Here is a 24,982-nt window from a genome sequence, read left to right as displayed (position 1 = left end):
TCGGTCGATTGTCCAGTCCGTACCGGGGGTTGGTCACGACCAGGGCACGAGTGTGGGCTCCAACACATCGGCCACCGATATGTGAGCCACCACACCTTCAGACCGGGACACTATGAGCCGAAACGTTGCATCTGCGTTGCATCGGCGCCGATGCGCCGGTCGAGCACCCGGATCTTGGCTTCTATCTGCGCATACAGCGGCGAATCACGATCGACAGTCGACCGGTACGCGGCCCACGCTGCGGCATCGTCACGCCCTTCCGGGCACGAAGTCCAGCGACGCAGCACGCCGGCATCGGGGGTGGCCAGCACGGCCGTCCGCAAGCGGACCCGGAGCTCGTCGCGGATGTCGCAGATGCCGGGCGCCGAGGAGCGCGGGAGCACCGGGCCCGCGTACAAGCGCAATGCGGATTCGATATCACCGGAGTCGAGAGCGGCCCGCAAGGCCTCCACATCGGTTGCGACATGCACGCGCAGACGGTAAGGGCGCGAACCGACGACCGAGGCACCGACCACCGACCGCAGCCGCGACATCGCCGCGCGGATCGTGCCGTTGTCCAGATCGGTGTCGTCCAGCAGCAGTGCCAAGTGGTCGGCGCCGAGGCCTTCGGGATATTCGGTGAGCAAGAGCAGGATCTCGGCATGACGCTGCGAGAGCGGCACCCGCTCACCCGCGATGCTCAACTGAGGTTGACCCAGTCCCAGCACGTCGAGGCCGAGCTTGGCCTGTTCGGTGTCGTCGCGGTTCGCCGGAGCCGGTGCCGCGATGCCGTGGCTCGCGCGCATCGCCCGCAGCACCAGGTCCATTTCGGCGGCGGTCGCGGCGGCTTTGACCAAAGCGAGGATTTCAGGCTTGGCCACCCGCATCCCGCCGGCAATCATCAAAACGCCGATCAGGCGGCCGTCCGGCTCGTGAACGGGGGCCGCGGCGCCGGTGATCTGGTGCATGCGATGCAGGAAATGTTCGGGTCCGTGGATCCAGGTGGCACGGCCGGTGCGCACCACGAGGCCGACGGCGTTGGTGCCGATCCGGCGCTCGCTCAGATCGTCACCCTCGCGCACGCCGATCTCGGCAGCGGCGGCGACCTGCTCGGGATGACCGTGCACCGACAGCACACGACCGAACTGGTCGGCCACCGTCACGATCAATCCGGCCTGCGACGCGTCCTGGACCAGCAGTTTGTCGATCAAGGGCATCAGTGCGGCGATGGGATGGGCATCGCGATAACGCTCCAGATCGGCGCCGCGCAGCCCGCGACCGTCGATGACGTCCGTCGGATCGACACCGCCGCGCACACCGCGCAGCCATGATTCGAGAACGAGCGGACGTAGTAGACCGGCCAGCTGGGTAAGCTGTTCACCACCGGCACTGAGAAATCCATGGGCCTGTGCGGCATAGGCTTCCAGAGCCCCGAGCTGTGCGCCCGACTCCGATGCCTGCCGTGGGGGCCTCCCACCTGCAAGATTGCTGACCATTTGCCTTTCTTTCCCGCTACAAACTGTACCGGGCAGTTATCGGGCAAAACGACAGAAGTCTGGGTTTGTCCCGCAGGTCACATCGTGGTATCAACTGTCACTTCGTCACACCCCCGTGTAGTCCGCTATAGCTGCGGCGAGCATCACTGTCGTGGCCTGTGGACCGCGGCCCAGCGGGACCGGCACGACCGACAGATCGGCGACCGTCAGGGCTTCGATGCCGTGGACGCGGCCCTGTTCGTCGACCACCGCGCGCTCGTCGTGCGCGGGGCCCATGCGGCAGGTACCGGAAAGATGTTGAGAAGTACCCAGGTTGGCGTATAGCCAGGCGTCGTCGATGGGGCCGATTCGCCGACCGAGCAGATCCGCGGTGAGCGCTACGCCGTCGCGAAGGCGGGCGCGGTCCCGTTCGCCGCGGAGATAGCGCTGGTCGACCTGGGCGGGGACGGCCGGATCTGCCGAAACCAGGGTCAGCTCGCCGGTCGACTCGGGATGCATCAGGGCGACCCCGATCCTGCGAAGACCCGGCGTGAACATCGGGGTGTACGGGCGTAGTTCCAGGTCGCCGATTTCGAGGACGTATTCGAGCGGGACGGCGGGCTCGGCGGGCCCGTGGTCGGGGAATTCGACGCCGATCTCGGGGTGATCGGTGCACCACGCGCCGACCGGAGCGGGCCGCACGATCGGCACACCGAGCGAGCGCAGCAGCGGTTCGGGCCCGATTCCGGATCTGATCAGCAGTGCGGCCGACTCCACCGCACCCGCGCACAACACCGTCTGATCGGCATAGGTACGCCCGCGCTCGCGACCGCGCGCCCACTCCACACCGATCACCCGGGTACCGCGCAGTAGTAGGCGGGTCACCATGGTGTCGCCGGTGACCGTCAGATTCGGTCGCTCCATCGCCGGATAAAGATGAGTGAAAGCGGGCCCCGCTCGATGACCTCGCGACACCGCCAACGGCACCGGGCCGTATCCATCTGTGTGGTTCGCACCGGGCCCGGTCGGTTCGTTGAGGTCGGGGATTTCGGTGAATCCCGCTGCCGCGCAACGCTCCGCGAATTCAGCGCTGAACGCGGTGCAGTCGCTGGTTCGTGAGATCGGGATCGGGCCTGCGACGCCGTGGCCGGGGGACGAGCCGAAATCCAGGTCGTGTTCGAGGTCGCAGAAAAAGGGCAGCACCGATTCGAACGACCAGCGCGGGCCTGCCACCGCACTCCACACCGCGAAGTCGGTGGCGGGTGGGCGGATGAAGTAGCTGCCGTTGATCGAACCGGATCCACCGATCAGCTTGCCGCGCACCAGGTTTCCCGGGTACCGCCACACCACCCGGGAGTCGGGACCGACCGGGAGGTGACCCGGGTCGAGCAGTTCGGTAGGCAGCTGCCCCATCGTCCGGTAGGCCGGTCCGGCTTCGAACACCAGCACCGAACGCGCCGGGTCAGCGCTGAGCCGGGCGGCGAGCACACATCCCGCCGACCCGGCTCCGACGATGAGAGTGCTCGTCACGCAGTCGTATTCAGCGGGGTGGCACGCTCGGTTTGAGCGCTTCGAAACTGCGCGCCCGGATGACGCCGAGCCACAGGCCCGTGCCGTAGGCCACGTCGTCGAGGCGTTTGTAGGCCACATAGCGCAGCGGGTCGAGGCCGCCTGCGTCGCGATGGGTGAACCAGTCGGCCAGGCCGTCGGCCAGTGCCATGGTGATGGCGATCTTGCGGATCCGGCTCGACGCGATGACGGCGAGTAGCGTCACCGGCCAATAGTCCCGGCACATCGCCGAAGCCAGTCGCCACATGCCGGCGAAGTAACCGCGCGCCAGGTAGACCGCGGCGATCCTGGTCGGGTTGTCGAGTTCGGTGAAGACCCGGCGCAGGCGGACGAGGGCCGTGGCCAGGGTGACGAGTCCGCCGAGCAGACCCCACTTCGACAATGTCGCGAACAGCAGACTCGCCAGCACGGTCCAGGTCGGCACCGACAGCGGCGAGACCAGGCCCGAGTGCCGTTTCCCCAGCGGTGCGGCACCGGTGCCGTAGAACAGCTTTCGCCCGAACCAGGCGCGGAAGGCCACCCGGTGATCGTGGGCGACGTGCGCGGCGGGCTCATAGCGCAACCGCCAGCCCGCGCGTTCGAGCCGCCAGCAGAGGTCGACATCCTCGGCCACCTGCATCGACTCGTCGAATCCGCCCTCGCCGAGCAGCGCGGCGCTCCTGGCCAGCAGTGCCGCGCTCGGCACATACGACACGATGCCGCGCGCGTGCACCGCCGACTCGCGGCGGCCGAGGTCGAGGGAGGAGCGGGTGTGCTCGTAGCGGGCGAGCGCGTTGGATTCGGAGTCCAGGGCGACGATGCGCGGCGCGACCAGCGCGACCTGCGGATCGCTGAAATGTCCGAGCATGACCTCGAGCCATCCGCTGCGTGGCACCACATCGGAGTCGAGGAACGCGACGAAGCCCGTAGTCGCCGCCTGCAATCCGGCATTGCGCGCGGCCGCGGGGCCGAGCGGGCTTTCGTGCCGCAGCACCGTCACCTGACCGCGGCCCGGTCGCGGCGGGATGCGGACCGGCTCGTCGGAACCGTCGTCGACGACGATCACATTGTGCCCGCGCAGCACCGCCAGCAGACGTAACAGCCCGTCGGCGTTGTTGTAGAGCGGGATGACGACGGTGACATCGTCGAGTGACGGTTCGAGCCGCGGACGTGGGTTGGCCACGCCGGAATCGAGCAGTCGGCGGGCGACGATCGCGGACTTGGTGTCGGTCACCTCCAGGTATCCGTCGCCGATCAACTCGGCGGCCTCCGGGGCCAAGCGCAGCATCCGTGCGGGCGATCCTCCGATCAGGATCCGACCCCCGGAAAATGCGCGTACCCGTGGATCGATCCGTACCCCGAAGCCGTCGGGCAGACGATCATGGCGCATTCCTCGCATGCTATGCGCAGTTGGCCTCTCAGACATCATCACCCCACAAAAAAGGAGGAAAGTCTGCCTGAAATGCCGCCCTGACCGGTTGCCGGACGTGTCAACAAGATCGGCAGCGCATTTCCGGCAACCAGCCTCGGGTCAGCCGAGCGGACTCTCGTTGCACGCCTTGGCAGGTGGGCGCTTCACGGTCAGCGGCAGCGACACCCTGGCACGGCTGCGAACCGGGCGGGAGTGGTCGACAGCAGGGCGCGGAATGGTGCGTCCGGGTGCCGTCAGCGCCGCTTCGCCATAGCCCTGCACGCACTCCGGGTCCGGTCCGTTGGCAGGCAGGCCGGTGAAGAACTTCGCCGCCATGCAGCCGCCGCGGCACGAATCGTAGTGCGAGCACTTGGTGCACGCGCCACCGTCGACCGGTTCGCGCAGTTCGGCGAAGAGCTCCGAGTCGGTCCAGACCGCGTCGAAACCACCGTCGGCGACGATGTTTCCGGCCTTGAAGCGGTCATGGATGGCGAAGGGACAGGCGTAGACGTCGCCGACCGGGTCGACCAGGCAGACCACGCGGCCCGCACCGCACATGTTCAAACCCGGTAGCGCCGAGCCGAATGCGGAAAGGTGGAAGAACGAGTCGCCGGTGAGCACACCCTCGCCGTTGAGCACGAGCCAGTCGTAGAGCTCGCGTTGCTGTTCGGGCAACGGGTGCAGTTCGTCCCACACGTCGGCGCCGCGACCCGAGGGGCGCAGCCGAGTGAGTCGCAAGGTGGCGCCGTATTTGTCGGCGATGGCCTTGAACTCGTCGAGCTGGGAGATGTTGTGGCGGGTGGCCACGACCGAGAGTTTCGCGTCCTTGAAACCCGCCGCGGCGAGGTTCGACAGCGCCTTGATCGCGGTGTCGTAGGAGCCGGGGCCGCGCACGGCGTCGTTGACCGCGGCGTCGGCACCGTCGAGGGAGATCTGCACGTCGACGTAGTCGCTGGCCGCCAAGCGCGCGGCGACCTCCTCGTTGATGCGAACGCCGTTGGTGGAGAACTTGACCCCCACATTGTGCGCGGTGGCGTAGTCGACGAGTTCCCAGAAGTCCGGGCGCACGGTCGGTTCACCGCCGCCGATGTTGACGTAGAAGATCTGCATGCGCTCGAACTCGTCGATCAGCGCCTTGCACTGTTCGGTGCTCAGTTCGTTCGGGTCGCGCCTGCCCGAGGAGGACAGGCAGTGCACACACGACAGGTTGCAGGCGTAGGTGAGTTCCCAGGTGAGGCAGATCGGTGCGGCCAGACCTGATTCGAAACGATCGATCAGCCTGCCGCCCTGCGTCGCGGGGCCCGCCTGCGGTGCGGCGGCGTGAATCGGGGCGGGTGCGGCGGTGACCGGGCCTGGTGTCGGCACGATCATGTCGGTATCGGCCAGCTGCCCGAGCGCGGCGAGGTGCGCGTCGGAGGCGTCGATGCCCTTGGCACGCAGTGCGTCACGCACAGAACTGTGCGTGGGCAGCGACCGGACCACGTCGACGAGATCGCGGCTCTTGAGGAACGAGAGCTTGCGGGTCCCGAAGTGGTACAGCAGCGCGCCGAAGGACTCCGGGCGCAACGAGACCCGCGGGTGCAGCGTCCAACGGGTGTCGAGATCGAGCATGGTCAGTACACGCCGCACATGCCGTCGATGCTGACCTCTTCGATCAGCGTCTCGGTGACCAGGTCCTCGTCGGATTCGACGGTCGCAGGCGTGGTGTTCTCAGGCATGACTACCTCCATTGTGTTGCCGGTCACCTCGGACCTTAACGTCAGTGACTGCCATAAAGGGCGGAATCGGAAAATCTTTCTCTGAGCACACCCCACCCCCATCGCGTGCGAACCCCTCTAGACTTCCGGGGGCAGGATGGGAAAAGGGCTGGTGGCCCGGAGGAGGAAGCTTGCGTAACCACGGAGGGGCGGGGAGTGGCGCAAATTCAACTCTGTCCGAGGCGGAGATTGTCGATGCGGCGCTCAAGGTGGTGCGGGAGGACGGGGTCGAGAAACTATCGATGCGTCGGCTCTCGCGCGAGCTCGGGGTGTCGCCGATGGCGCCGTACTACTACGTGGCCGACAAGCGCGAGCTGCTAGACCTCGTCGCCAGTGCCGCACTGCTCGGGGTGCGCAAGCCGCCGCGCGAGTCGGGTCCGTGGCAGCAGCGCCTGCGCGATCTGATCGATCAGATAGACGATAAACTGCGCACGCATCCCGGCCTGGGCGACATTTTGCTCGAGCAGATGCTCGGCAAGCAGCTCGACCTGATCGACGCCGTGATGGAGATCCTGTTCGACGCGGGCTTCAGCGACCGCAATGTGCTGGCCGCCTACGCGACCATCCACACCTACCTGTTCGGCCGCAGCAGAGTGAACCCGCGCGACCGTTCCGCGCCGGCGGATGTGCTGCTGCCCGAGGCCGTGGCCCGAGCCACGAAGTACATGTCCGACCTGCGCGGCAAGTACTCCTACGACTTCGGGATGGAGGTCCTGGTCGCCGGACTCGAGGCACAGCTTGCCCTGCAGGCGCGTCCCGGCCTAGCATGAAACTGAAACACGTTCTAGTTTTGCCCGAGAGGACGACATGACCACAGTCGAGGTTCCGCACGGCTCGCGCTCGGTGGTGCTGCGGGTAGCCGCGGTGATCGCCGAAACAGCCGATACCCACTCCGTGGTCTTCGAGGTGCCCGCCGAACTGCGTGAGCGCTTCACCTACTCCCCCGGCCAGTTCCTGACGCTGCGCATCCCGAGCGAGCAGACCGGATCGGTCGCCCGCTGCTATTCGCTGGCCAGTTCGCCGTTCACCGATGATCTGCCGAAGGTGACCGTCAAGCGCACCGAGGGCGGCTACGGCTCGAACTGGCTGTGCGACAACCTCGCCGCCGGCGACGAGGTCGAGGTGCTGCCGCCGTCGGGTGTGTTCACGCCCAAGAATCTCGACGAGAACCTGCTGCTGTTCGGGGCGGGTAGCGGGATCACACCGGTGATGTCGATCCTGAAGTCGGCGCTGTCGCAGGGTTCGGGCAAGATCGTGCTCGTCTACGCCAACCGCGACGCGAACTCGGTGATCTTCGCCGACGAACTCCGCGATCTCGTCGGCAAGCATCCCCAGCGATTCACCGTCATCCACTGGCTCGAACCGCTGCTCGGACTGCCGACCGCCGACATGCTGGCCACGCTGGTCGCGCCCTACACCGCCTACGAGGCGTTCATGTGCGGGCCGAAGCCGTTCATGGACCTGGTGCACGACTCGCTGGCCGCGCTCGAGGTGCCGCGGAACCGTACCCATGCCGAGGTGTTCAATTCCCTCGCGGGCGATCCGTTCGCCGACCACGCACCCGCCGAGGTGTCCGAGGCCGAGGCCGCCGACGCGGCGACGGTGGAGGTGGAGCTCGACGGTCAGGTGCACGAGATGTCGTGGCCGCGCAAGCAGACCCTGGTCGACATCATGCTCGACAAGGGTCTCGATGTGCCCTACTCCTGCCAGGAGGGCGAGTGCGGGTCGTGTGCCTGCACGGTGCTGGAAGGCAAAGTGGAGATGGCCAATTCGGAGATCCTGGATCCCGAGGACATCGAGAACGGGTACATCCTGGGCTGCCAGGCGCGGCCGGTGACCGATCGGCTGCGGATCCAGTTCTAGCGCATGGCGCGGTAGGCGGCGCGTTGCTCGGGGTCGAGGTGTTCGGTCGCGTAACTCAAAGCGGTGCGGCCCAATTCGGGTGCGTTCTTGTCGAGGAACTCGGTGAGCGCGGCCTGGTCGACGCGTTTGCCTATTTCGCGCAGCATCCAGCCGAGTGCTTTCTGGATGAGGTCTCGGCGGTCCGCCTGGAGGATTTCGGCGAGTTCCAGGGTCGTGCTCGGGTCGCCCGCCTTGATGAAGGCGAACGTGGACAGCAGGGCTACCCGGCGCTCCCAGAGTGAATCCTGCTCGGCCAGTTCGAAAAGCAGGGTGCGGTCTTTGTCGAGCAGCCACGGGCCGATGATGTTCTCGGCGGAGGCGTCGACCAGGTCCCAGTTGTTGACTCGGCCCCTTCGGACGGCCGCCAGGTAGAGGTCGACCATCTCCTCGCGGGCCTTGTCGTCGAAGACGCGCGGTTTCGATGCCGCGGCGAAGCGGGCGTTGAGGATGAACAGGGCGGCCAGGCGTTCCTCGTGGAGGGGGCTGTCCAGGAGTTCGTCGATCTGCGACAGGGGAAGCGTGGCGAACTTTTTCGCCACACTTCTGGTGACGGGGACTCGAATGCCGAGGAAGATGTCGCCCTCGCCGTATTCGCCGGGGCCGGACTTGAAGAAGCGTTGCAGGTGATGCGCGTCGGTGGGGTTCGCCAGGTCGGCGAGGGCCTTGCGCACCTGTGCAGCGGTGGGGAGCTCGGACACACGCACCTCCGGGTCGAGGGATTCTCTCCGCATTCAACACGGGTGCGGTGACATGTTCGCGCAGGCGGTCGCCTGCCGATCAAGCGGGCAGCGCGCCGAGCAGACGGCCCGACTCGAATGTCGCCGCACCGGAGGGCAATTCGCCCGGCCGACCGCTCGTGCGGACGGTGACCGTGCCGGTGCCGGTGGTGGGGCGACCGAGCTCGTCCATCTTGCGCAGGGTTTGGGCGGCGACGGCCTGGGCGCTGTCGAACAGACGCACGCCGTCGGGCAGGGCGGCGACGATGGCGTCGATGACCAGCGGGTAGTGCGTGCAACCGAGGACCACGCCCTCGACGTCGGCCGGGGTGCGCGCGGCGGAGTCGGCGATGGACTCGCGGATCGCCGTGACATCGCCGCGGTCGATCGCGTCGGCCAGTCCGTGGCAGGCGACCCCGACGACCTTCGCGTCACCGCCGAACCGGGCGATCAGGTCGGCTTGGTAACGGCTGGCGGTGGTCGCCGCCGTCGCCCATACCGCCACCGAATTGCATTGCGCGGCAGCCGGTTTGATGGCGGGCACCGTGCCGATCACCGGCACCGAAGCCCCCACCTCGGCCCGCACGTGATCCAACGCCGTGACACTGGCGGTATTGCACGGCAGCACGATCACCTCGGCCCCCGACTCGACCGCCTGCCGCGCCGCGCCGACGACCCGCTCGACCACCCACTGCTCGGGCTTTGGCCCCCACGGCGCGCCGTCGGGGTCGAGCAGCAGCAGCAGATCGACGTCGGGCCGCAGCTTGCGCAACCACGAAGCCGTAGGCAACAGGCCGAGGCCGGAATCGATGAGCGCGACGATCACCGCTACACCGTATTACAGGTGCGAGATCGGCCCTGCGCGCCCATGTGTGCGCCGCCCCTCCTACCCGGGGTCGAGTAGGCGTCTGGTCTGATCCCACAGTCCGTCGAGCAACAGGGGATTGTTGTGGAGCTTGGCGAACAGCAGCGCTCCCTCGAGTTGCGCGAGCACCGAACGGGCAGTGCTGACGGGATCGACGCCGTCGATCTCGGACACCAGGTCGGCGACGATCGTTGTCTGTTCATCGAAGATCTCTTGAATCCTCCTGCGCACCAGAGGTTCTCGGTCACTCAATTCGAGCCCGACGTTTGCCAGCATGCAGCCGCCGAGGTTGCCGGTGGCTGCCCGGTATACGTACTGAGCCTCGACTTGGGCGCGCACCAGCGATTCGAGGCGGGATGCCGGTGCGGTATCGCCGTCACGGGCGGCCAGCCACGTGGGGCGTTGCCCCTCCCAGTAGGCATCGATCACGGCGATCGACAGCGCCTCCTTGGAGGCGAAGAAGTGGTAGAAACTGCCCTTCCGCACGTCAGCACGCGCGCAGATCTCGGCGACGCCGATGGCGGCGTAGCCGCGCTGATGCATGAGATCCCCCGCGGAGTCGAGCAGGCGCTCTCGGGCATCACTCGTTCTTCCCATGTCCCCACAGTAGACGACCGGTCAACTTTCTGTTTATAGTTGACCGGTCGTCTACAAATGAAGGATGGACATGTCCACAATCACCGTTGCCGTCGCTTATCACAGCGGATACGGCCACACCGCGCGGCAAGCGAAGGCCGTAGCGTCGGGAGCAGAGAGCCTCGACGGCGCAACAGCCGTGCTGGTCGACGTCGAGGAACTCGGCGAGAACCTGTGGAACACCCTTGCCTCCGCCGACGCCATCGTGTTCGGCTCGCCCACCTACATGGCCAGCCACACCGCGGTGTTCCAGGCTTTCGCCGAGGCCAGTTCCGGGGTATGGCTCGAGCAAGGATGGAAGGACAAGGTCGCAGCCGGATTCACCAACTCCGCCGGTGTCAACGGCGACAAGCTCAACACCCTGGTCTGGCTTTCCCTGTTCGCCGCGCAACACGGGATGACTTGGGTCGGTCTCGGTCTGCCGCCCGGTTGGGCCTACACCGCTGCCGGTGAACGCGACTCGCTGAACGCGCTCGGCGGTTTTCTCGGCGCGATGGCGCAGTCGCCGTCCGACGTGGGGCCGGACGAGGCGCCTGTGCGCGCCGATCTGGACACCGCCGCGCACCTGGGCCGTCGCGTCGCCGAGCAAGCGCTGCTGCTGGCGCACGGCCGAGAGGTTGTGCCCCAGTGAACGCATTCACCGAACTGATGGGAATCGAACATCCCATCGTGCAAGGGCCGTTCGGCGGTGGGCTGTCCACGGTCGAGCTGCTGGGAACCGTCTCCGACGGCGGCGGGCTCGGCTCCTTCGGCGCACACATACTGGATGGGCAGGGCATCGTTGAGCTGGTGACCGAATGCCGGGCACGTACCCAGCGGCCTTTCAACATCAATCTGTGGATACCGCAACCGGACGAACCCACAACCCTCGCGGCTGCGGACAAGCTCCGGCTCCAACCGTTCTACACCGAACTCGGCACCGAACCCCCGCACGGCATCTTCACGCCGGACTACGCGGAGCAGCTCGCCGGGGTACTCGAAGCGGCGCCACCGGTAGTGAGTTTCGTGATGGGCATTCCCGACGCGGGATTTCTCGCGGCCGCCCGCAAGCGCGGGATTCTCACGCTCGGCACCGCCACCACGGTCGACGAAGCCGTTGCCATTGAGGCCGCGGGCATGGACGCGGTGGTCGCGTCCGGGTCCGACGCCGGTGGACATCGCGGCGCGTTCCTAGCCCCGGTGCACGAGTCGTTGGTCGGCACATTCTCACTGATTCCCCAGGTAGCGCAGTCTGTTTCGATCCCTGTCGTGGCAGCAGGCGGCATCGCCGACAGCCGTGGGGTCGCTGCCGCGCTGCTGCTCGGCGCGGACGCTGTGCAAATCGGGACCGGCTTTCTGGCCACCGAGCAATCAGGTGCGAGCGCGGTGCACCGCGCCGCGCTGCGCTCGGCAGGTGCCCGTACGACGGTGCTCACCCGACTGTTCTCGGGGCGGACGGCACGGGGCATCGCGAACCGCTTCGTGCGTGAGATGGCCAGGTACGAAGCCGAGGTACCCGCCTATCCCGCACAGAACGCCCTCATGATGCCGATCCGGAAAACCGCCGCACAGCAGGGTAGTTCAGAGCTGCTCAATCTGTGGTCCGGGCAGTCGGCGGCGCTGGTGGGCAGCACCGCCGCCGCCGAGTACCTGGCGGAGTTGGTCACCGGGCTGGGCAACCAGCAGGTCCCTGCCCACCTATGAGGTTCAGCCCGCTGCGGCGAGGAGGTCGGCTACCGGGGTGGGGGTGGCGAGTTTGGCGCGCAGTTTCATCACCTGGCCGGTCAGGCCGGCGCCGAGAACGGCGGTGAGAACGCCGTCGCGGGAATAGTAGGCGAGGAACTTGCGGCCGTCGTCGGTGACGATGGTGACGTCATCGTCGGGCGATGGGGTGCCGAGTGCCTGGATCTTGACGTCGTACTGGTCACTCCAGAAGTACGGGACGCGGGCCATGGTGGGGGGCGCGCCGCCGAGGAGGGCGGTGACCAGGAGTTTCGCCTGTTCACCGGCGCTGGTCCAGTGTTCTACGCGCTTGCGGACGCCGCTGTCGTGCTGCCAGGCGGCGACGTCGCCGACGGCCCAGACGGCGTCGGCGGAGGTGCGGCCGACCTCGTCTGCGAGGACGCCACCGCCCGCGGACCTGTCGGCCAGTTCGATGCCGGAGTCGGCCAGCCAATCGGTGACGGGGACGGAGCCGACGCCGACCACGACCAGGTCGGCGTCGATTTCGGTGCCGTCGGTGAAGACCGCGCCACGCACCCGGCCTGAGTCGTCGGCGCGCAGGGTGTCGACGCCGACGCCGCAGCGCAGGTCGACGCCTTCGTCGCGGTGCATGCGCGCCACCAGGCCACCGACCTGCTCGCCGAGAACCGAAGCGAGCGGGGTCGGCTGCGGTTCGACCAGGGTGACCTCGACTCCGGCAGCACGGAAGCTGGCCGCGAGTTCACAGCCGATGAAACCGGCGCCGATGATCAGTGCGCGGTTCGCACCGTCGAGTTCGGCGCGCAGGGTTTCGGCGTCCTCGTGGGCACGCAGCACGTGCACGCCCGCGACGTCGGGCAAGCTGGGCAGCCTGCGGGGGCGCAGACCCGTCGCGATGATCAGCTGGTCGTAGGCGACGGTGCTGCCGTCGGCCAGGGTGACGGTGCGCGCGGCGGTGTCGACGCCGGTGACGGCGGTGCCGAGGCGCAGTTCGATGTTCTTGTCCGCGAAGAACTCCGGCGGTCGAAGAGTGGTGTCGTCGGTCTCGCCACGCACGAACTGCTTCGACAGCGGCGGACGGTCGTACGGCGGGCGCGTCTCGTCACCGAGCAGCAGCACCCCGCCCTCGTACCCGGCCCGACGCAGTTCCTCGGCCGTGCGCAGGCCTGCCAGACCCGCTCCGACGATCACGATGGGCGCGCTCATGTTGTGTCCTCTCGGCATGCTCGGTCACCGACCACCCATGCCATGTTCTGCTGTGTCGCGGACCACTACGGCCCCCAGATGTTTGTACCAGTGCGCCGGGCCGCTGTGACACCCACGTCGCAACCCAACCGTGCCGCTTCCGATATCGACCGGGCGGTCAATCAGGAGTAGACCGAGGTCAGAAGTATTTTCGTCTCATCGAGGAGGCACAACCTATGTTCACCAACAGTCGCGCACAGGATTTTCTCGCTGTCGTGCTCGGCGCGTTCACCGCACTGTCGCCCCTGTGGCTCGCCACCAACGACAACGCCCGCTGGACCCTCATCGTGCTCGGCGTTCTCATCGCCGCGACCGGTCTGATCCAGATGGCCAGGGATGACCTGATCGTCGCCGACTACGCGATGGGCGTGTTCGGCGTGCTGCTGTTCATCTCGCCGTGGGCCATGGACTTCACCGCCTTCAGCGGCGCATCCTGGACCGCATGGGTGGTCGGAGTGGTGACGGCGGTGGTGGCGGTCGCCGCACTGCCCGCGATGAACCAGCGCCTGCACAACATGGCTCCACATCACTGATGCCGGGCCGACGAGTCGGGCGCCGCAACGCGAAACGCGATGGCGACGCCCGGCAACTCATCCTGGATGCCGCCGAAACCCTGTTCGCCACCCAGGGATTCGATGCCACCGCGACAGCAGCCGTCGCCGCGGCCGCCGACGTGCCGAAAGGACTGGTCTTCTACTACTTCCCCACCAAGAACGCGATCCTGTCCGCGCTCATGCGCGAGCGCGTCCCGGAACACCCGATCGACGACCTCACCGCCGTGGTCACCCCCGGCGATCCGGCCGCCAGCCTGATCAACCTCGACACCGCGATCAACCTGCGTGACCACCATTCCTCGGTCCTGCGCGTGATCATGTGGCGCGAGGCCGACACCCACCCCGACGTCCGCCGCACCCTGCGCGCCCTGCGCGACCAGCTCCTCGACGTCACCGCCCGGGTGCTGCAAGCCAGCACACCGGTCCCCGTTCGGCCCGGCACCCTCCATGCGTGCGCCGCCGCCTGGGTGTCCGCCATGTTCGCCATCGCCAGTACCGACCGCCTCCACGCCCTCGACGGCCTACCCGTTCCGACGGCCGACGACCTGATGAATGTCGCCCAGGTGGTCGCGGCGGGCATGACCCAACTCGGCTGACCCCGGCTCGGTCGGTGGGATGCCCGGCGAATTGCCGCGGAGCAGGCGGATGGCCGCCATCCCCAGGACGGCATGCAGGATGGCCGCGGTCGCGGCGACGACATGCAATCCGCTGACGAAGGCGCTGCGGGCATCCGCCAGTACGGCGGGGGCGAGGGCCGGGAGACGCAGGGTTTCGCCGAGGGTCGGAGCTAGGTCGGGGCCGTCGATGCGGAACAGCACGGCGGCCAGGGAACCGAACAGGGCGATACCGAGGGCGTTGCCGAGCTCGTTGCCGGTTTCGGCCAGCGCGGCGGCCGCCCCTGCCCGTTCGACCGGAACCGCGGCGACAGCGATATCGGCGACCACGCTGAACGAGATGCCGTAGCCGATGCCGGCGACCGCCGTCGCGGCGATGTACCAGCCGACACCGCCGCCTGTGCTGGTCGGCAACAGCAGTATCAGCCCGACCGCGATCGTGAAGTGGGCGGTGATCAGGGCTGCCGAGTGGCCGATGCGGGCGACGACGGCCGGGGTGACGACGGCGGCCACGGTGAGAACGAGGGCTCCGGGTACCGCGAGCAGCGCGGCGTCGGCGATGGACATCCCGAGGACCGATTGCAGGTAGGTCGCGGCCAGGTACGCGGTCGCCGACCAGGCTGCCAGTGGCAGGAACCCGGTGATGATCGCGATGGTGAAGACCCGGTTGCGGAACAAGGTGAAGTCGATGAGCGGGTTGTCGATGCGACCCTGCCTGCGGCCGAACGACCCGAGCAGAGCAATACCGGCCAGCCCGGCGATCACCGATGATATCGAGACACCTTGCGCAGCAATATGTTTCACCGCGTACATTGTCAGCAATAGCCCGGCCGCCGAGGTGAGCACGCTCACCACGTCGATGCGGCCGAGCCCGGTCGCGCGCACCTCACCGAGCAGGACCGGCGCCAGCACCAGGAACACCAGCACCACGGGCACATTGATCAGCAGCACCGACCCCCACCAGAATCGGGTGAGCAGCTGACCGGCCACGATCGGGCCGATCGCGAAACCCGCGGCGAAGGTGGCGGCGAAGATGCCGATCGCCTGCGCGCGTCGACGTGGGTCGGTGAACAGGGTGCCGAGCACGGCGAGCGCCGACGGCAGCAGCGTCGCACCGGCCACACCCATCAGGACGCGGAAGGCGATCAGCAGTTCGGGGCTGGTGGCGAAGGCCGCGCCCACCGAGCCGAGGCCGAACATCGCCGCGCCGATCATCAGCAGGCGCTTGCGGCCGTAACGGTCACCGATGGTGCCGAACGCGATCAGCAGTGCGCCGACCGCGAACCCGTAGCTGTCCAGGATCCAGAGGGATTCGTCGGCCGAAGGCGACAGCGCGTCGGTGATGGCGGGCATCGCCAGGAACAGCACCGAGCCGTCCATCGCGACGAGCAGTACGGGGCCGAGCACCACCAGCAGGCCCAGCCAGGACCGCAGCTCGGTGTCATGGGTTCGATTCATGTCACCGAGCTTGCGATCCGGCGCGGGCGGCAACCAGACCCCTGACGTGGGTACACCCAGCCGGGGTAGGCACGACCGCGCCCAGGTGCCTACGATCGGAACGATGGAGTTGGAAAGCCTCGGAACGTTCCTCAAGTCCCGCCGCGACCGCACCACCCCCGAACGGATCGGCCTACGTACCTTCGGTGTCACCCGCCGCGTGCCCGGCCTGCGTCGCGAGGAAATCGCTCAGCTCGCCGGGGTCAGTGCCGGGTACTACACCCGCCTCGAACAGGACCAGGCCGGAACCGTCTCCGCCCAGGTCATCGATGCCATCGCCCGGGTGCTCCAGCTCGACCCCGCCGAAACGGCCCACCTGCACAACCTCGCCGGTCAACCGGCCGTCCCGCGCCTGGTCAGGGCCGAACCGGAACAGCCCCACCCGCGGGTACTCACGCTGCTCACCTCACTCGGGGACACCATGCCCGCCGTCGTCCTCGGTCGCCGTGGCGATGTGCTCGCCTGGAACCGTGCCGGACACGCGCTCGTCGCCGAGCATCTCGACTTCACCGCGCCCAGCGACCCCGCGCGACGCCCGTCGATTCCGCGCCTGTTCTTCCTCGATCCCCTCGCCAGGGACCTGTATCGCAACTGGGACGAGCTCGCCCGCATTCACGTCGGCTACCTGCGGCTGACCGCGGGACGGTATCCCACCGACGCGCATCTGGCCGAACTGATCGGCGAACTCGCCATGCGCAGTACGACTTTCGCGACGCTGTGGGCTGGGGCGGAGGTCGCCGATTGCACCGTCGGGCCCATGGATCTGCGTCATCCTACGGTCGGGCGCGTGGATGTCGACTATCAGGTGTGGTTGCAGCCCGACAGTCCCGACCATCGGCTCGAGGTCTACACCGCGCGCGATGAGAGTTCGGCCGATGCGCTGCGCCTGCTGGCCGCATCCGCAGGGACGCGCCAACTCCCCGCGATGGTCGACTCCGAGACGTCGGACGGAACCCACCCGTAGGCATCACGGACGGAACCGGTGACGCCGCACGCAGTGCGACGCCACCGGTTTCGATCAGCCGCCCGTGATGATCGACTCGGCCGCACCCGGTGGGACCGGAGCATAGGAGTCGAACACCATCGAGTAGTTCGCTCGGCCACGGGTTTTCGAGCGCAGGTCCCCGATGTAGCCGAACATCTCCTGGAGCGGGGTCAGTGCGCGGATCACGTGCGCGCCACCCCGTTCCGTGAGGTCGGTGACCCGGCCACGACGGGCGTTGAGGTCACCGATCACCTCGCCGACGTACTCCTCCGGTGTCACGACCTCGACGGCCATCACCGGTTCGAGCAGTACCGGCTTCGCCCTCGCAACCGCGGCGCGCACCGCTGCCGCACCCGCGAGACGGAACGCCAGCTCCGACGAATCCTGCACGTGGGCGGCGCCGTCGAGCAGCGTCACCTTCACGTTCACCAGGGGGAAGCCGCCGAGCGTGCCGACGCACAGCGCGTCCTGTGCGCCCGCGTCGACCGCGGGGATGTACTCCCGCGGTACGCGCCCGCCGGTGACCCGGCTTTCGAACTCGTAGATCGCGTCGTCATCGGCCACGTGCGGTTCCAGCGCGATCACCACCTTGGCGAACTGCCCGTGCCCACCCTGCTGCTTGCGGTGGGTGTATTCGAACAGATCGACTGCAGCGGTGATGGTTTCGCGGTAGGCCACGCGTGGGGCGCCGATGTCGGCGTCGACCCGGAACTCCCGTTTCATCCGGTCGACCAGGATCTCCAGGTGCAGTTCGCCCATGCCACCGATGACCGTTTGACCGGTTTCGGCGTCGACGTGCACGGTGAACGTCGGGTCCTCGTCGGCCAGACGGGCCAGGGCGGTGCCCAGCTTGTCCTGGTCGGCGCGGGTCCTCGGTTCGATCGAGACGGCGAGTACCGGATCGGGGAAGGTCATCGACTCCAGCACGACGGGGGCTTCCCGATCGCACAGGGTGTCTCCGGTTCCCGTCGCCTTCAGGCCGATCACGGCACAGATCTGACCGGCCTGCACTCGCTCGACGGCGATCTCGGTGCTCGAATGCATCTGGAACAGCTTGCCGAGGCGCTCCTTTCGTCCATTGGTCGAATTCGATACGGTCGCTCCGGGTTCGGCGGTACCGGAGTACACCCGCAGGTAGACGAGCTTGCCGAAGAACGGGTGCAGCGCGACCTTGAACGCCAGGGCCGCGAACGGCTCGGCGATATCGGGCGCGCGATGGATGTGCTCGCCAGCCGGTGAGAATCCGTGCACAGCAACAACATCCAACGGCGACGGAAGGTAGTCGACGACGGCGTCCAGCAGCGGTTGCACGCCGATGTTCGCCAGGGCCGAGCCACACAGGACCGGGTAGGCCTGTGCGTCGATCGTCATCCGCCGGATGGCCGCTTTCAGCACGTCGACGGTGATCGGCTGACCGGCGAGGTAGCGCTCCAGCACTTCCTCGTCGGCTTCGGCGACCGCCGCTTCCAGCGCCTCGCGGTGTTGGAAGGCCTTGGTACGCAGCTCTTCCGGGATCTCGACCGTCTCGAAACGTGCACCGTGGTCGGTGTCGCCACGCCACACCTTCGCGGTCATCTCGACCAGGTCGATAACCCCTTCGAACTCCCGTTCCGCACCGATCGGCAGCTGAATCACCAATGGGCGCACCCGCAGTCGCTCCGCGATGGTCCGCACGGTGAACCCGAAATCGGCACCGAGCTTGTCCATCTTGTTCACGAAACAGATCCTCGGGACGCCGTACTTGTCGGCCTGGCGCCACACCTGCTCCGATTGCGGCTCCACGCCTTCCTTGGCGTCGAACACGGCGATCGCACCGTCGAGCACCCGCAGCGAGCGCTCCACCTCGACGGTGAAGTCGACGTGGCCAGGAGTGTCGAGGATGGTGATCTGGTGCTCGTTCCACGAGCAGGTGGTCGCCGCCGCCGCGATCGTGATGCCGTGTTCACGCTCCTGGATCATGCGATCCATCACCGCGGTGCCGTCGTGTACCTCGCCGAGGGTGCGGGTGACGCCGGTGTAGAACAGCACCCGCTCGGTGGTCGTGGTCTTGCCCGCGTCGATGTGGGCGGCGATGCCGATATTGCGTATGCGGGCGAGATCGATTCTGGTCATGGGAATCCCCCAGGCTGGTTCGGTCGATGAATCGACGCTCGCCGGTTGTGCGTTCCTGGGACGGCACGGGCGTCGGATCACGCGGCGCCGCACCGGCGCCGAAGGACCCGATGCGAGCTAGAACCGCGACTGCGGACGTGCTGTAACCATGCGACAAGTTCTACGCGAGGAGACGTCGCGCTGTCGACCGGATTTTCGCCGCCGGGCATAAACACGCCACCACCACGGTTCGTCACAACGAGCAGCCCCGCAACCACTAGGAGCCGACCGATGCCCGAAACCCCACTCGACCTGCACGCCCTCATCGCCGACTCCCGCATCGGCATCCTCGCCACCATCAAGTCCGACGGCCGCCCCCAGCTCTCCCCCGTCACCCCGTACTACGACCGCGCGGCGGGCATCATCTACGTCTCCATGACCGAAGGGCGCGCCAAGACGGTCAACCTCCGTCGCGATCCGCGCGCCGCCATCGAGGTCACCAGCGCCGACGGATGGTCGTGGGCCACCGCCGAAGGCACCGCGACATTGACCGGTCCCGGTACCGATCCGAATGGACCGGAAGTCGAGGCATTGGTCGACTACTACCGGGCAGCGGCGGGCGAGCATCCCGACTGGAACGAGTATCGCGAGGTCATGGTCTCGGACCGGCGGGTACTCATGGCGTTGTCCGTAGAGCACGTCTACGGGGCCAAGATTCGCTGAGTCAAGTTGTCGCGGAAAGGAATTCGGTGACGTCTGGGGCGAACCTGGCGTGTTTGATCGCACCCAGATGGGTGGTGGCGGGGTAGATGATCAGGCGGGAATCGGGGATGCCTTCGGCGGTGTAGCGGAACGAGGATTGGTCGTAGAACTCGTCGCGTTCGCCGGCGACGACCAGCGTGGGGGCGGTGATGTCGGTGAGGCGGTCGGTCAGGTCGAAGGCATCTTCGGCCTGCACGAAGGCGAGGGTGTCGGCGGGGTTCTTCGGGCGAAGCAGCGGGTCCGCCAGCCAGGCCATCGCGCCGACGAGGCGGGCCTTCAATGGCGATTCGATGCCCTGGGTTGCCAGGTGGTGCAGGGACCGCTTGCCCGCGGCCGCGGCCTGCGCGTAGTTCATCTGCGACGTGCGCGCGGCCTGGTCGAGCCGGTAGGCGGAGGAGGCGATCACCAGTCGGCGCACGGCGGACGGATGGTCGGCGGCGAGTTGCAGCGCTACCGAACCGCCCGAGGAAATGCCGAGAACGTCTACGGGAGCGTCGAATTCGGCGCGCAGGGCTTGCGCGTGCGCCTGCGCGATATCGGCCATCGAGGTGCCTGCCGTCATCCCCGGCGCGCGATTGACCGCGTACACCCGGAAGCTCCTGGCCAACGGCAGCATCGTCTTGATCTCGCTGGACCGCAGCCAGCCACGCGGATTGGCATGGTCGGGCGTGAACCACCGCAAGAACACCAGCGGCCGCCCCGACCCGAACGCGAGATAGGGCATCCCGTGTTCGAGCACCCCCTCGCTGACATCCAATTCCCGTTCGAGCGCAGCCCTGCCCATGACGTCTCCGATCCTGTCGAATGCGTTAGCGCCCCAACGCTACCGAGCACCACCGACAACCACGATGACCTGCGACGTCATCCACCGTCGGTAGGCTGGCGGTTCGTCGACTACAGGAGAATCCGATGGGACAACAATCGCTGCTGCGCCGCGGTGTCGGCGCGTTCAACACGGGCGTGGTCGCCCTGACCGAGGCACCCGTCATCGGCAAACTACTCGGCAAGGCCTTCGCCCAGATCACCTACGTCGGCCGCCGCTCCGGCCGCACCATCAGCACCCCCGTCAACTACCGCCGCTCCGGCGACGAATACCTCATCGGCGTGGCCATGCCGGACAAGAAGAGCTGGTGGCGCAACTTCCTGGGCGAAGGCGCCCCCGCCACCCTCCGCATCGACGGCATCGACCACCCCGGCCACGCCATAGCGACCCGAGACGACCGCGGCGGAGTCTCCGTCCGCTTCCGACCGGAGTAGCTCGCACGGAAACGCCGAACGGCGCCGCTCCCAGGGGAGCGACGCCGTTCGGGTTGTGCAGTGGGTCTACAGACTCACTTGATGATCTTCGTGACGCGACCGGCACCGACGGTGCGGCCACCTTCGCGGATCGCGAAGCGCAGGCCTTCGTCCATGGCGACCGGCTGGATCAGCTTGACCAGCATCTCGGTATTGTCGCCGGGCATGACCATCTCGGTGCCCTCGGGGAGGGTAACGACGCCGGTCACGTCCGTGGTACGGAAGTAGAACTGCGGGCGGTAGTTGTTGAAGAACGGGGTGTGGCGGCCGCCCTCGTCCTTCGACAGGATGTACGCCTGGCCCTCGAACTCCGTGTGGGGAGTCGTGGTGCCCGGCTTGACGACAACCTGGCCACGCTCGACATCTTCGCGCTTGATGCCACGAACCAGCAGGCCGACGTTGTCGCCCGCCTGGCCCTGGTCGAGCAGCTTGCGGAACATCTCGATGCCGGTGACGGTGGTCTTGGTCGACTTCTCCTTGATGCCGACGATTTCCACCTCCTCGTTCACGTTGACGATGCCGCGCTCGACGCGACCGGTGACGACGGTGCCACGACCGGTGATCGTGAAGACGTCCTCAACGGGCATCAGGAACGGGAGCTCGGTCTCGCGGACCGGGTCCGGGATCGAGTCGTCGACGGCCTGCATGAGCTCGACGATGGCCTCGGCCCACTTCTCGTCGCCCTCGAGGGCCTTCAGACCGGAGACACGCACGACCGGCGCGTCCTCGTCGAATTCCTGCGAGGCCAGCAGTTCGCGGACCTCCATCTCGACGAGCTCGAGGATTTCCTCGTCGTCGACCATGTCCGACTTGTTCAGCGCGACCAGGATGTAGGGCACGCCGACCTGACGGGCGAGCAGCACGTGCTCGCGAGTCTGCGGCATCGGGCCATCGGTGGCCGCGACCACCAGGATGGCGCCGTCCATCTGCGCCGCACCGGTGATCATGTTCTTGATGTAGTCCGCGTGACCCGGGGCGTCGACGTGCGCGTAGTGGCGCTTCTCCGTCTGGTACTCGACGTGGGAGATGTTGATCGTGATACCACGAGCCTTCTCCTCCGGCGCCTTGTCGATCTGATCGAACGCGAACGCGTCGTTCAGGGTCGGGAACTTGTCAGCCAGCACCTTGGTGATCGCTGCAGTCAGCGTGGTCTTGCCGTGGTCGACGTGACCGATGGTGCCGATGTTGACGTGCGGCTTCGTCCGCTCGAACTTCGCCTTCGCCACTTTGGGTCCTCCTGGACTTGTTGGTGCGTGCATTTGCAGCAGTGCGTATGGTCATCCCCACTGGGGGTGGGGATCGGGTTTCTTCTTGACGTCCAGCACTTGCGGTCCAGTGTGTCACTGGACCGCAAGAGGGTTTTATTCGCCGGTCGCCTTAGCGATGATCTCCTTGGACACGTTGGCCGGAACCTCCGCGTACTGGGCGAACACCATGGAGTAGTTCGCGCGACCCTGGGTCTTGGACCGCAGGTCACCGATGTAACCGAACATCTCCGAGAGCGGAACCAGCGCCTTGACGACACGGGCACCACTGCGTTCCTCCATGGCCTGAATCTGGCCACGGCGGGAGTTGAGGTCGCCGATCACGTCGCCCATGTATTCCTCGGGCGTGATGACCTCGACCGCCATGAGCGGCTCGAGAATCACCGGACCGGCCTTACGGGCCGCTTCCTTGAGGGCCTGCGAACCCGCGATCTTGAACGCCATTTCCGAGGAGTCGACGTCGTGGTACGCGCCGTCGAGCAGGCTGACCTTCAGGTTCACCAGCGGGTAGCCGGCGAGCACGCCGTACTGCATGGCATCCTGGGCGCCCGCGTCGACCGACGGGATGTACTCACGGGGCACGCGACCACCGGAGACCTTGTTCTCGAACTCGTAGGTCGCGCCGTCTTCGCCGACGAACGGCTCGAGGGCGATGATGACCTTCGCGAACTGGCCGGAGCCACCCGTCTGCTTCTTGTGGGTGAACTCGTGCTTTTCGACCTTCTTGGTGATGGTCTCGCGGTAGGCCACCTGCGGCTTGCCGACGTTGGCCTCGACCTTGAACTCGCGACGCATACGGTCGACGAGGATGTCGAGGTGGAGCTCGCCCATGCCGCCGATGACGGTCTGGCCGGTCTCCTGGTCGAGCTTGACCGAGAACGTCGGGTCTTCGCGCGCCAGCTTCTGGATCGCGGTGCCGAGCTTCTCCTGGTCGGACTTGGTCTTGGGCTCGATCGAGACCTCGATGACCGGATCCGGGAAGGTCATCGACTCGAGGACGACCTGGTTCTGCGCGTCGGACAGGGTGTCACCGGTGGTGGTGTCCTTCAGGCCGATGACCGCGTAGATGTGGCCTGCCGACGCCGTGGCGACCGGCATCTCCTTGTTGGAGTGCATCTGGAACAGCTTGCCCAGACGCTCCTTCTTGCCCTTGGTCGAGTTGACGACCTGGGCGCCGGAGGCGACCTGACCCGAGTACACGCGCACGTAGGTGAGTTCACCGAAGAACGGGTGCACCGCGATCTTGAACGCCAGCGCCGCGAACGGCTCGTCGACGTTCGGCTTGCGGGTGATCAGCTCTTCTTCCTTGTTGGGCACGTGGCCGGTGGTGGCCTCGACGTCCAGCGGGGAAGGGAGGTAATCGATGACCGCGTCGAGCATGGGCTGAACGCCCTTGTTCTTGAACGCGGAACCACACAGCACCGGGTACAGCTCGGAGTTGACCGTCATCTTGCGGATGGCGCCCTTGATCTCCTCGATGGTGAGATCCTCGCCACCGAAGAACTTCTCGAGCAGTGCCTCGTCGGACTCGGCGACGGTCTCGAGCAGTTCCTGACGGTACTGCGCGGCCTTCTCCTCGAGGTCGGCCGGAATCGCGACGACTTCGTACTCTTCGCCGAGCTTGGTCTCGCCCTTCCAGACCTTGGCGTTGTTCTCGACCAGGTCGACGATGCCCTCGAAGTCGTTCTCAGCGCCGATCGGCAGCTGGATCACGAGCGGGCGAGCGCCGAGACGGTCCTTGATGGTCTGCACGGTGAAGTAGAAATCCGCACCGAGCTTGTCCATCTTGTTCACGAAGCAGATACGCGGCACGTCGTACTTGTCGGCCTGACGCCACACCTGCTCGGACTGGGGCTCGACACCCTCTTTGCCGTCGAACACCGCGACCGCACCATCGAGCACGCGGAGCGAACGCTCCACCTCGACGGTGAAGTCGACGTGCCCGGGGGTGTCGATGATGTTGATCTGGTTGTCTTTCCAGAAACAGGTGGTAGCCGCGGAGGTGATGGTGATACCACGCTCCTGCTCCTGCTCCATCCAGTCCATCGTGGCCGCGCCATCGTGAACTTCACCGATCTTGTACGTGATACCGGTGTAGAACAGGATGCGTTCGGTCGTGGTGGTCTTGCCCGCATCGATGTGGGCCATGATGCCGATGTTGCGGACCTTGTTCAGGTCGGTGAGCACGTCCTGTGCCACGAAATTCTCCCTTTTAAGTGACGGGCCGGGCAATCACCAGCGGTAGTGCGCGAAGGCCCGGTTCGACTCGGCCATCTTGTGGGTGTCCTCGCGACGCTTCACGGCGGCACCGAGGCCGTTGCTGGCATCGAGGAGCTCGTTGGCGAGACGCTCGACCATGGTCTTCTCGCGACGGGCGCGGGAGTAGCTGACCAGCCAGCGCAGCGCGAGGGTGTTGGCGCGGCCCGGACGGACCTCGACCGGCACCTGGTAGGTGGCGCCACCGACACGACGGGGCTTCACCTCGAGGGCGGGCTTGACGTTGTCCAGCGCGCGCTTGAGGGTGACGACCGGATCGGTGCCGGTCTTCTCACGCGCCTGCTCGAGTGCGCCGTAGACGATGCGCTCGGCGGTGGACTTCTTGCCGTCCATCAGGATCTTGTTGACCAGCTGAGTGACCAGCGGGGACCCGTAGACCGGGTCGTTGATCAGCGGACGCTTGGGTGCGGGGCCCTTGCGTGGCATA

24 protein-coding genes are annotated in these 24,982 nt (G+C 66.9%); 9 read left to right on the top strand and 15 right to left on the bottom strand.

Annotation, left to right across the window (positions count from 1 at the left end; all coding sequences use genetic code 11):
- Nucleotides 1-110: 110 nt before the first annotated feature.
- From ACFWPX_RS21010 to mftA, 5 genes are all read right to left on the bottom strand, one after another.
- Nucleotides 111-1,475: a GAF domain-containing protein gene (locus ACFWPX_RS21010; protein ID WP_378928774.1), complete on the bottom strand. Its 1,365-nt coding sequence runs from the start codon at nt 1,473-1,475 to the stop codon at nt 111-113.
- A gap of 105 nt (nt 1,476-1,580) precedes the next feature.
- Nucleotides 1,581-2,984, bottom strand: coding sequence for a mycofactocin system GMC family oxidoreductase MftG (gene mftG, locus ACFWPX_RS21005; protein WP_378928773.1), 1,404 nt, complete (start codon nt 2,982-2,984; stop codon nt 1,581-1,583).
- A 10-nt stretch (nt 2,985-2,994) separates the two neighbouring features.
- Entirely contained in the window at nt 2,995-4,392 is a 1,398-nt protein-coding gene (gene mftF / locus ACFWPX_RS21000) for a mycofactocin biosynthesis glycosyltransferase MftF (protein ID WP_378913302.1), read from the bottom strand.
- A gap of 141 nt (nt 4,393-4,533) precedes the next feature.
- Complete coding sequence (gene mftC, locus ACFWPX_RS20995; RefSeq protein WP_378928850.1) at nt 4,534-6,024, bottom strand: mycofactocin radical SAM maturase; 1,491 nt, start codon at nt 6,022-6,024, stop codon at nt 4,534-4,536.
- Between the two features lie 2 nt (nt 6,025-6,026).
- Nucleotides 6,027-6,131 (bottom strand): mycofactocin precursor MftA, encoded by a 105-nt coding sequence (gene mftA / locus ACFWPX_RS20990; RefSeq protein ID WP_101468422.1) that lies wholly within the window; start codon nt 6,129-6,131, stop codon nt 6,027-6,029.
- A gap of 170 nt (nt 6,132-6,301) precedes the next feature.
- Here mftA and mftR2 point away from each other — a divergent pair, with 170 nt between their 5' ends.
- On the top strand, nt 6,302-6,940 hold the full coding sequence (gene mftR2, locus ACFWPX_RS20985; RefSeq protein WP_378913300.1) for a mycofactocin system transcriptional regulator MftR2: 639 nt from the start codon (nt 6,302-6,304) through the stop codon (nt 6,938-6,940).
- A 37-nt stretch (nt 6,941-6,977) separates the two neighbouring features.
- Nucleotides 6,978-8,033 carry a 2Fe-2S iron-sulfur cluster-binding protein gene (locus tag ACFWPX_RS20980; RefSeq protein WP_378928772.1) on the top strand — a complete coding sequence of 352 codons (1,056 nt, stop codon included), beginning with the start codon at nt 6,978-6,980 and terminating at the stop codon, nt 8,031-8,033.
- Here the strand turns inward: ACFWPX_RS20980 and ACFWPX_RS20975 are convergent.
- The 3 genes from ACFWPX_RS20975 to ACFWPX_RS20965 are packed head-to-tail and all read right to left on the bottom strand — an operon-like array spanning nt 8,030 to nt 10,250.
- Nucleotides 8,030-8,803, bottom strand: a complete 774-nt coding sequence (locus ACFWPX_RS20975) for a DNA alkylation repair protein (protein WP_378928771.1) — start codon at nt 8,801-8,803, stop codon at nt 8,030-8,032. The two genes, ACFWPX_RS20980 and ACFWPX_RS20975, sit on opposite strands and share 4 nt — an antisense overlap.
- Before the next feature lie 46 nt (nt 8,804-8,849).
- On the bottom strand, nt 8,850-9,614 hold the full coding sequence (locus ACFWPX_RS20970) for a glutamate racemase (RefSeq protein ID WP_378913295.1): 765 nt from the start codon (nt 9,612-9,614) through the stop codon (nt 8,850-8,852).
- 60 nt (nt 9,615-9,674) lie between these two features.
- Nucleotides 9,675-10,250, bottom strand: coding sequence for a TetR/AcrR family transcriptional regulator (locus ACFWPX_RS20965; protein WP_378913294.1), 576 nt, complete (start codon nt 10,248-10,250; stop codon nt 9,675-9,677).
- 70 nt (nt 10,251-10,320) lie between these two features.
- Between ACFWPX_RS20965 and ACFWPX_RS20960 the strand changes: the two genes are divergently transcribed.
- Together ACFWPX_RS20960 and ACFWPX_RS20955 are read left to right on the top strand one after the other, a co-directional pair.
- The gene (locus ACFWPX_RS20960) at nt 10,321-10,920 is read left to right on the top strand and encodes a flavodoxin family protein (RefSeq protein ID WP_378913293.1); all 600 of its coding nucleotides are present in this window, start codon (nt 10,321-10,323) and stop codon (nt 10,918-10,920) included.
- A complete protein-coding gene (locus ACFWPX_RS20955) occupies nt 10,917-11,972 on the top strand; it encodes an NAD(P)H-dependent flavin oxidoreductase (RefSeq protein ID WP_378928770.1) in 1,056 nt (351 codons plus the stop codon). The genes ACFWPX_RS20960 and ACFWPX_RS20955 overlap by 4 nt, the downstream gene beginning before the upstream one ends.
- 3 nt (nt 11,973-11,975) lie before the next feature.
- On the opposite strand, the gene ACFWPX_RS20950 is transcribed toward ACFWPX_RS20955, so the two are convergent.
- Nucleotides 11,976-13,175, bottom strand: a complete 1,200-nt coding sequence (locus ACFWPX_RS20950; RefSeq protein WP_378928769.1) for an NAD(P)/FAD-dependent oxidoreductase — start codon at nt 13,173-13,175, stop codon at nt 11,976-11,978.
- Between the two features lie 215 nt (nt 13,176-13,390).
- Here ACFWPX_RS20950 and ACFWPX_RS20945 point away from each other — a divergent pair, with 215 nt between their 5' ends.
- Nucleotides 13,391-13,747 carry an SPW repeat protein gene (locus ACFWPX_RS20945; RefSeq protein ID WP_378913289.1) on the top strand — a complete coding sequence of 119 codons (357 nt, stop codon included), beginning with the start codon at nt 13,391-13,393 and terminating at the stop codon, nt 13,745-13,747.
- Entirely contained in the window at nt 13,747-14,364 is a 618-nt protein-coding gene (locus ACFWPX_RS20940) for a TetR/AcrR family transcriptional regulator (RefSeq protein ID WP_378913288.1), read from the top strand. The genes ACFWPX_RS20945 and ACFWPX_RS20940 overlap by 1 nt, the downstream gene beginning before the upstream one ends.
- On the opposite strand, the gene ACFWPX_RS20935 is transcribed toward ACFWPX_RS20940, so the two are convergent.
- Nucleotides 14,290-15,840 (bottom strand): MFS transporter, encoded by a 1,551-nt coding sequence (locus ACFWPX_RS20935; protein WP_378928768.1) that lies wholly within the window; start codon nt 15,838-15,840, stop codon nt 14,290-14,292. The two genes, ACFWPX_RS20940 and ACFWPX_RS20935, sit on opposite strands and share 75 nt — an antisense overlap.
- Nucleotides 15,841-15,943: 103 nt before the next feature.
- Between ACFWPX_RS20935 and ACFWPX_RS20930 the strand changes: the two genes are divergently transcribed.
- Entirely contained in the window at nt 15,944-16,843 is a 900-nt protein-coding gene (locus ACFWPX_RS20930; RefSeq protein WP_378928767.1) for a helix-turn-helix transcriptional regulator, read from the top strand.
- A gap of 54 nt (nt 16,844-16,897) precedes the next feature.
- Here ACFWPX_RS20930 and fusA (ACFWPX_RS20925) read toward each other — a convergent pair whose 3' ends face one another.
- Complete coding sequence (gene fusA / locus ACFWPX_RS20925) at nt 16,898-18,976, bottom strand: elongation factor G (protein ID WP_378928766.1); 2,079 nt, start codon at nt 18,974-18,976, stop codon at nt 16,898-16,900.
- Between the two features lie 270 nt (nt 18,977-19,246).
- Here fusA (ACFWPX_RS20925) and ACFWPX_RS20920 point away from each other — a divergent pair, with 270 nt between their 5' ends.
- Nucleotides 19,247-19,678 (top strand): PPOX class F420-dependent oxidoreductase, encoded by a 432-nt coding sequence (locus ACFWPX_RS20920; RefSeq protein WP_378913283.1) that lies wholly within the window; start codon nt 19,247-19,249, stop codon nt 19,676-19,678.
- A gap of 1 nt (nt 19,679) precedes the next feature.
- On the opposite strand, the gene ACFWPX_RS20915 is transcribed toward ACFWPX_RS20920, so the two are convergent.
- Nucleotides 19,680-20,501, bottom strand: coding sequence for an alpha/beta fold hydrolase (locus ACFWPX_RS20915; RefSeq protein WP_378928765.1), 822 nt, complete (start codon nt 20,499-20,501; stop codon nt 19,680-19,682).
- A 125-nt stretch (nt 20,502-20,626) separates the two neighbouring features.
- On the opposite strand from ACFWPX_RS20915, the gene ACFWPX_RS20910 reads away from it, so the two are divergent.
- Nucleotides 20,627-20,974, top strand: coding sequence for a nitroreductase/quinone reductase family protein (locus ACFWPX_RS20910; protein WP_378928764.1), 348 nt, complete (start codon nt 20,627-20,629; stop codon nt 20,972-20,974).
- Between the two features lie 74 nt (nt 20,975-21,048).
- Here the strand turns inward: ACFWPX_RS20910 and tuf are convergent, their stop codons facing one another.
- The 3 genes from tuf to rpsG all read right to left on the bottom strand — a co-directional run bounded on the left by tuf (nt 21,049) and on the right by rpsG (nt 24,981).
- Complete coding sequence (tuf, locus tag ACFWPX_RS20905; RefSeq protein WP_056814209.1) at nt 21,049-22,239, bottom strand: elongation factor Tu; 1,191 nt, start codon at nt 22,237-22,239, stop codon at nt 21,049-21,051.
- A 135-nt stretch (nt 22,240-22,374) separates the two neighbouring features.
- Entirely contained in the window at nt 22,375-24,477 is a 2,103-nt protein-coding gene (gene fusA, locus ACFWPX_RS20900) for an elongation factor G (RefSeq protein WP_067449655.1), read from the bottom strand.
- Between the two features lie 33 nt (nt 24,478-24,510).
- On the bottom strand, nt 24,511-24,981 hold the full coding sequence (rpsG, locus tag ACFWPX_RS20895) for a 30S ribosomal protein S7 (RefSeq protein ID WP_056814216.1): 471 nt from the start codon (nt 24,979-24,981) through the stop codon (nt 24,511-24,513).
- Between the last annotated feature and the right edge of the window lies 1 nt (nt 24,982).

Origin of the sequence: Nocardia sp. NPDC058518 (assembly GCF_042719655.1) — a bacterium.
GTDB lineage: Bacteria > Actinomycetota > Actinomycetes > Mycobacteriales > Mycobacteriaceae > Nocardia.
Note: the sequence above shows the minus strand (reverse complement) of the source record. Positions and strands in the feature narration are given on the sequence as shown.

Coding starts and splice junctions, on each gene's coding strand:
- ACFWPX_RS20945 (WP_378913289.1), top strand. CDS start 13,391: ATGTTCACCAACAGTCGCGCACAGGATTTTCTCGCTGTCGTGCTCGGC.
- ACFWPX_RS21010 (WP_378928774.1), bottom strand. CDS start 1,475: ATGGTCAGCAATCTTGCAGGTGGGAGGCCCCCACGGCAGGCATCGGAG.
- mftC (WP_378928850.1), bottom strand. CDS start 6,024: ATGCTCGATCTCGACACCCGTTGGACGCTGCACCCGCGGGTCTCGTTG.
- fusA (WP_378928766.1), bottom strand. CDS start 18,976: ATGACCAGAATCGATCTCGCCCGCATACGCAATATCGGCATCGCCGCC.
- mftF (WP_378913302.1), bottom strand. CDS start 4,392: ATGCGCCATGATCGTCTGCCCGACGGCTTCGGGGTACGGATCGATCCA.
- ACFWPX_RS20915 (WP_378928765.1), bottom strand. CDS start 20,501: ATGGGCAGGGCTGCGCTCGAACGGGAATTGGATGTCAGCGAGGGGGTG.
- ACFWPX_RS20950 (WP_378928769.1), bottom strand. CDS start 13,175: ATGAGCGCGCCCATCGTGATCGTCGGAGCGGGTCTGGCAGGCCTGCGC.
- ACFWPX_RS20940 (WP_378913288.1), top strand. CDS start 13,747: ATGCCGGGCCGACGAGTCGGGCGCCGCAACGCGAAACGCGATGGCGAC.
- ACFWPX_RS20910 (WP_378928764.1), top strand. CDS start 20,627: ATGGGACAACAATCGCTGCTGCGCCGCGGTGTCGGCGCGTTCAACACG.
- ACFWPX_RS20975 (WP_378928771.1), bottom strand. CDS start 8,803: ATGCGGAGAGAATCCCTCGACCCGGAGGTGCGTGTGTCCGAGCTCCCC.
- ACFWPX_RS20930 (WP_378928767.1), top strand. CDS start 15,944: ATGGAGTTGGAAAGCCTCGGAACGTTCCTCAAGTCCCGCCGCGACCGC.
- ACFWPX_RS20980 (WP_378928772.1), top strand. CDS start 6,978: ATGACCACAGTCGAGGTTCCGCACGGCTCGCGCTCGGTGGTGCTGCGG.
- ACFWPX_RS20920 (WP_378913283.1), top strand. CDS start 19,247: ATGCCCGAAACCCCACTCGACCTGCACGCCCTCATCGCCGACTCCCGC.
- ACFWPX_RS20960 (WP_378913293.1), top strand. CDS start 10,321: ATGTCCACAATCACCGTTGCCGTCGCTTATCACAGCGGATACGGCCAC.
- rpsG (WP_056814216.1), bottom strand. CDS start 24,981: ATGCCACGCAAGGGCCCCGCACCCAAGCGTCCGCTGATCAACGACCCG.
- ACFWPX_RS20935 (WP_378928768.1), bottom strand. CDS start 15,840: ATGAATCGAACCCATGACACCGAGCTGCGGTCCTGGCTGGGCCTGCTG.
- ACFWPX_RS20965 (WP_378913294.1), bottom strand. CDS start 10,250: ATGGGAAGAACGAGTGATGCCCGAGAGCGCCTGCTCGACTCCGCGGGG.
- mftA (WP_101468422.1), bottom strand. CDS start 6,131: ATGCCTGAGAACACCACGCCTGCGACCGTCGAATCCGACGAGGACCTG.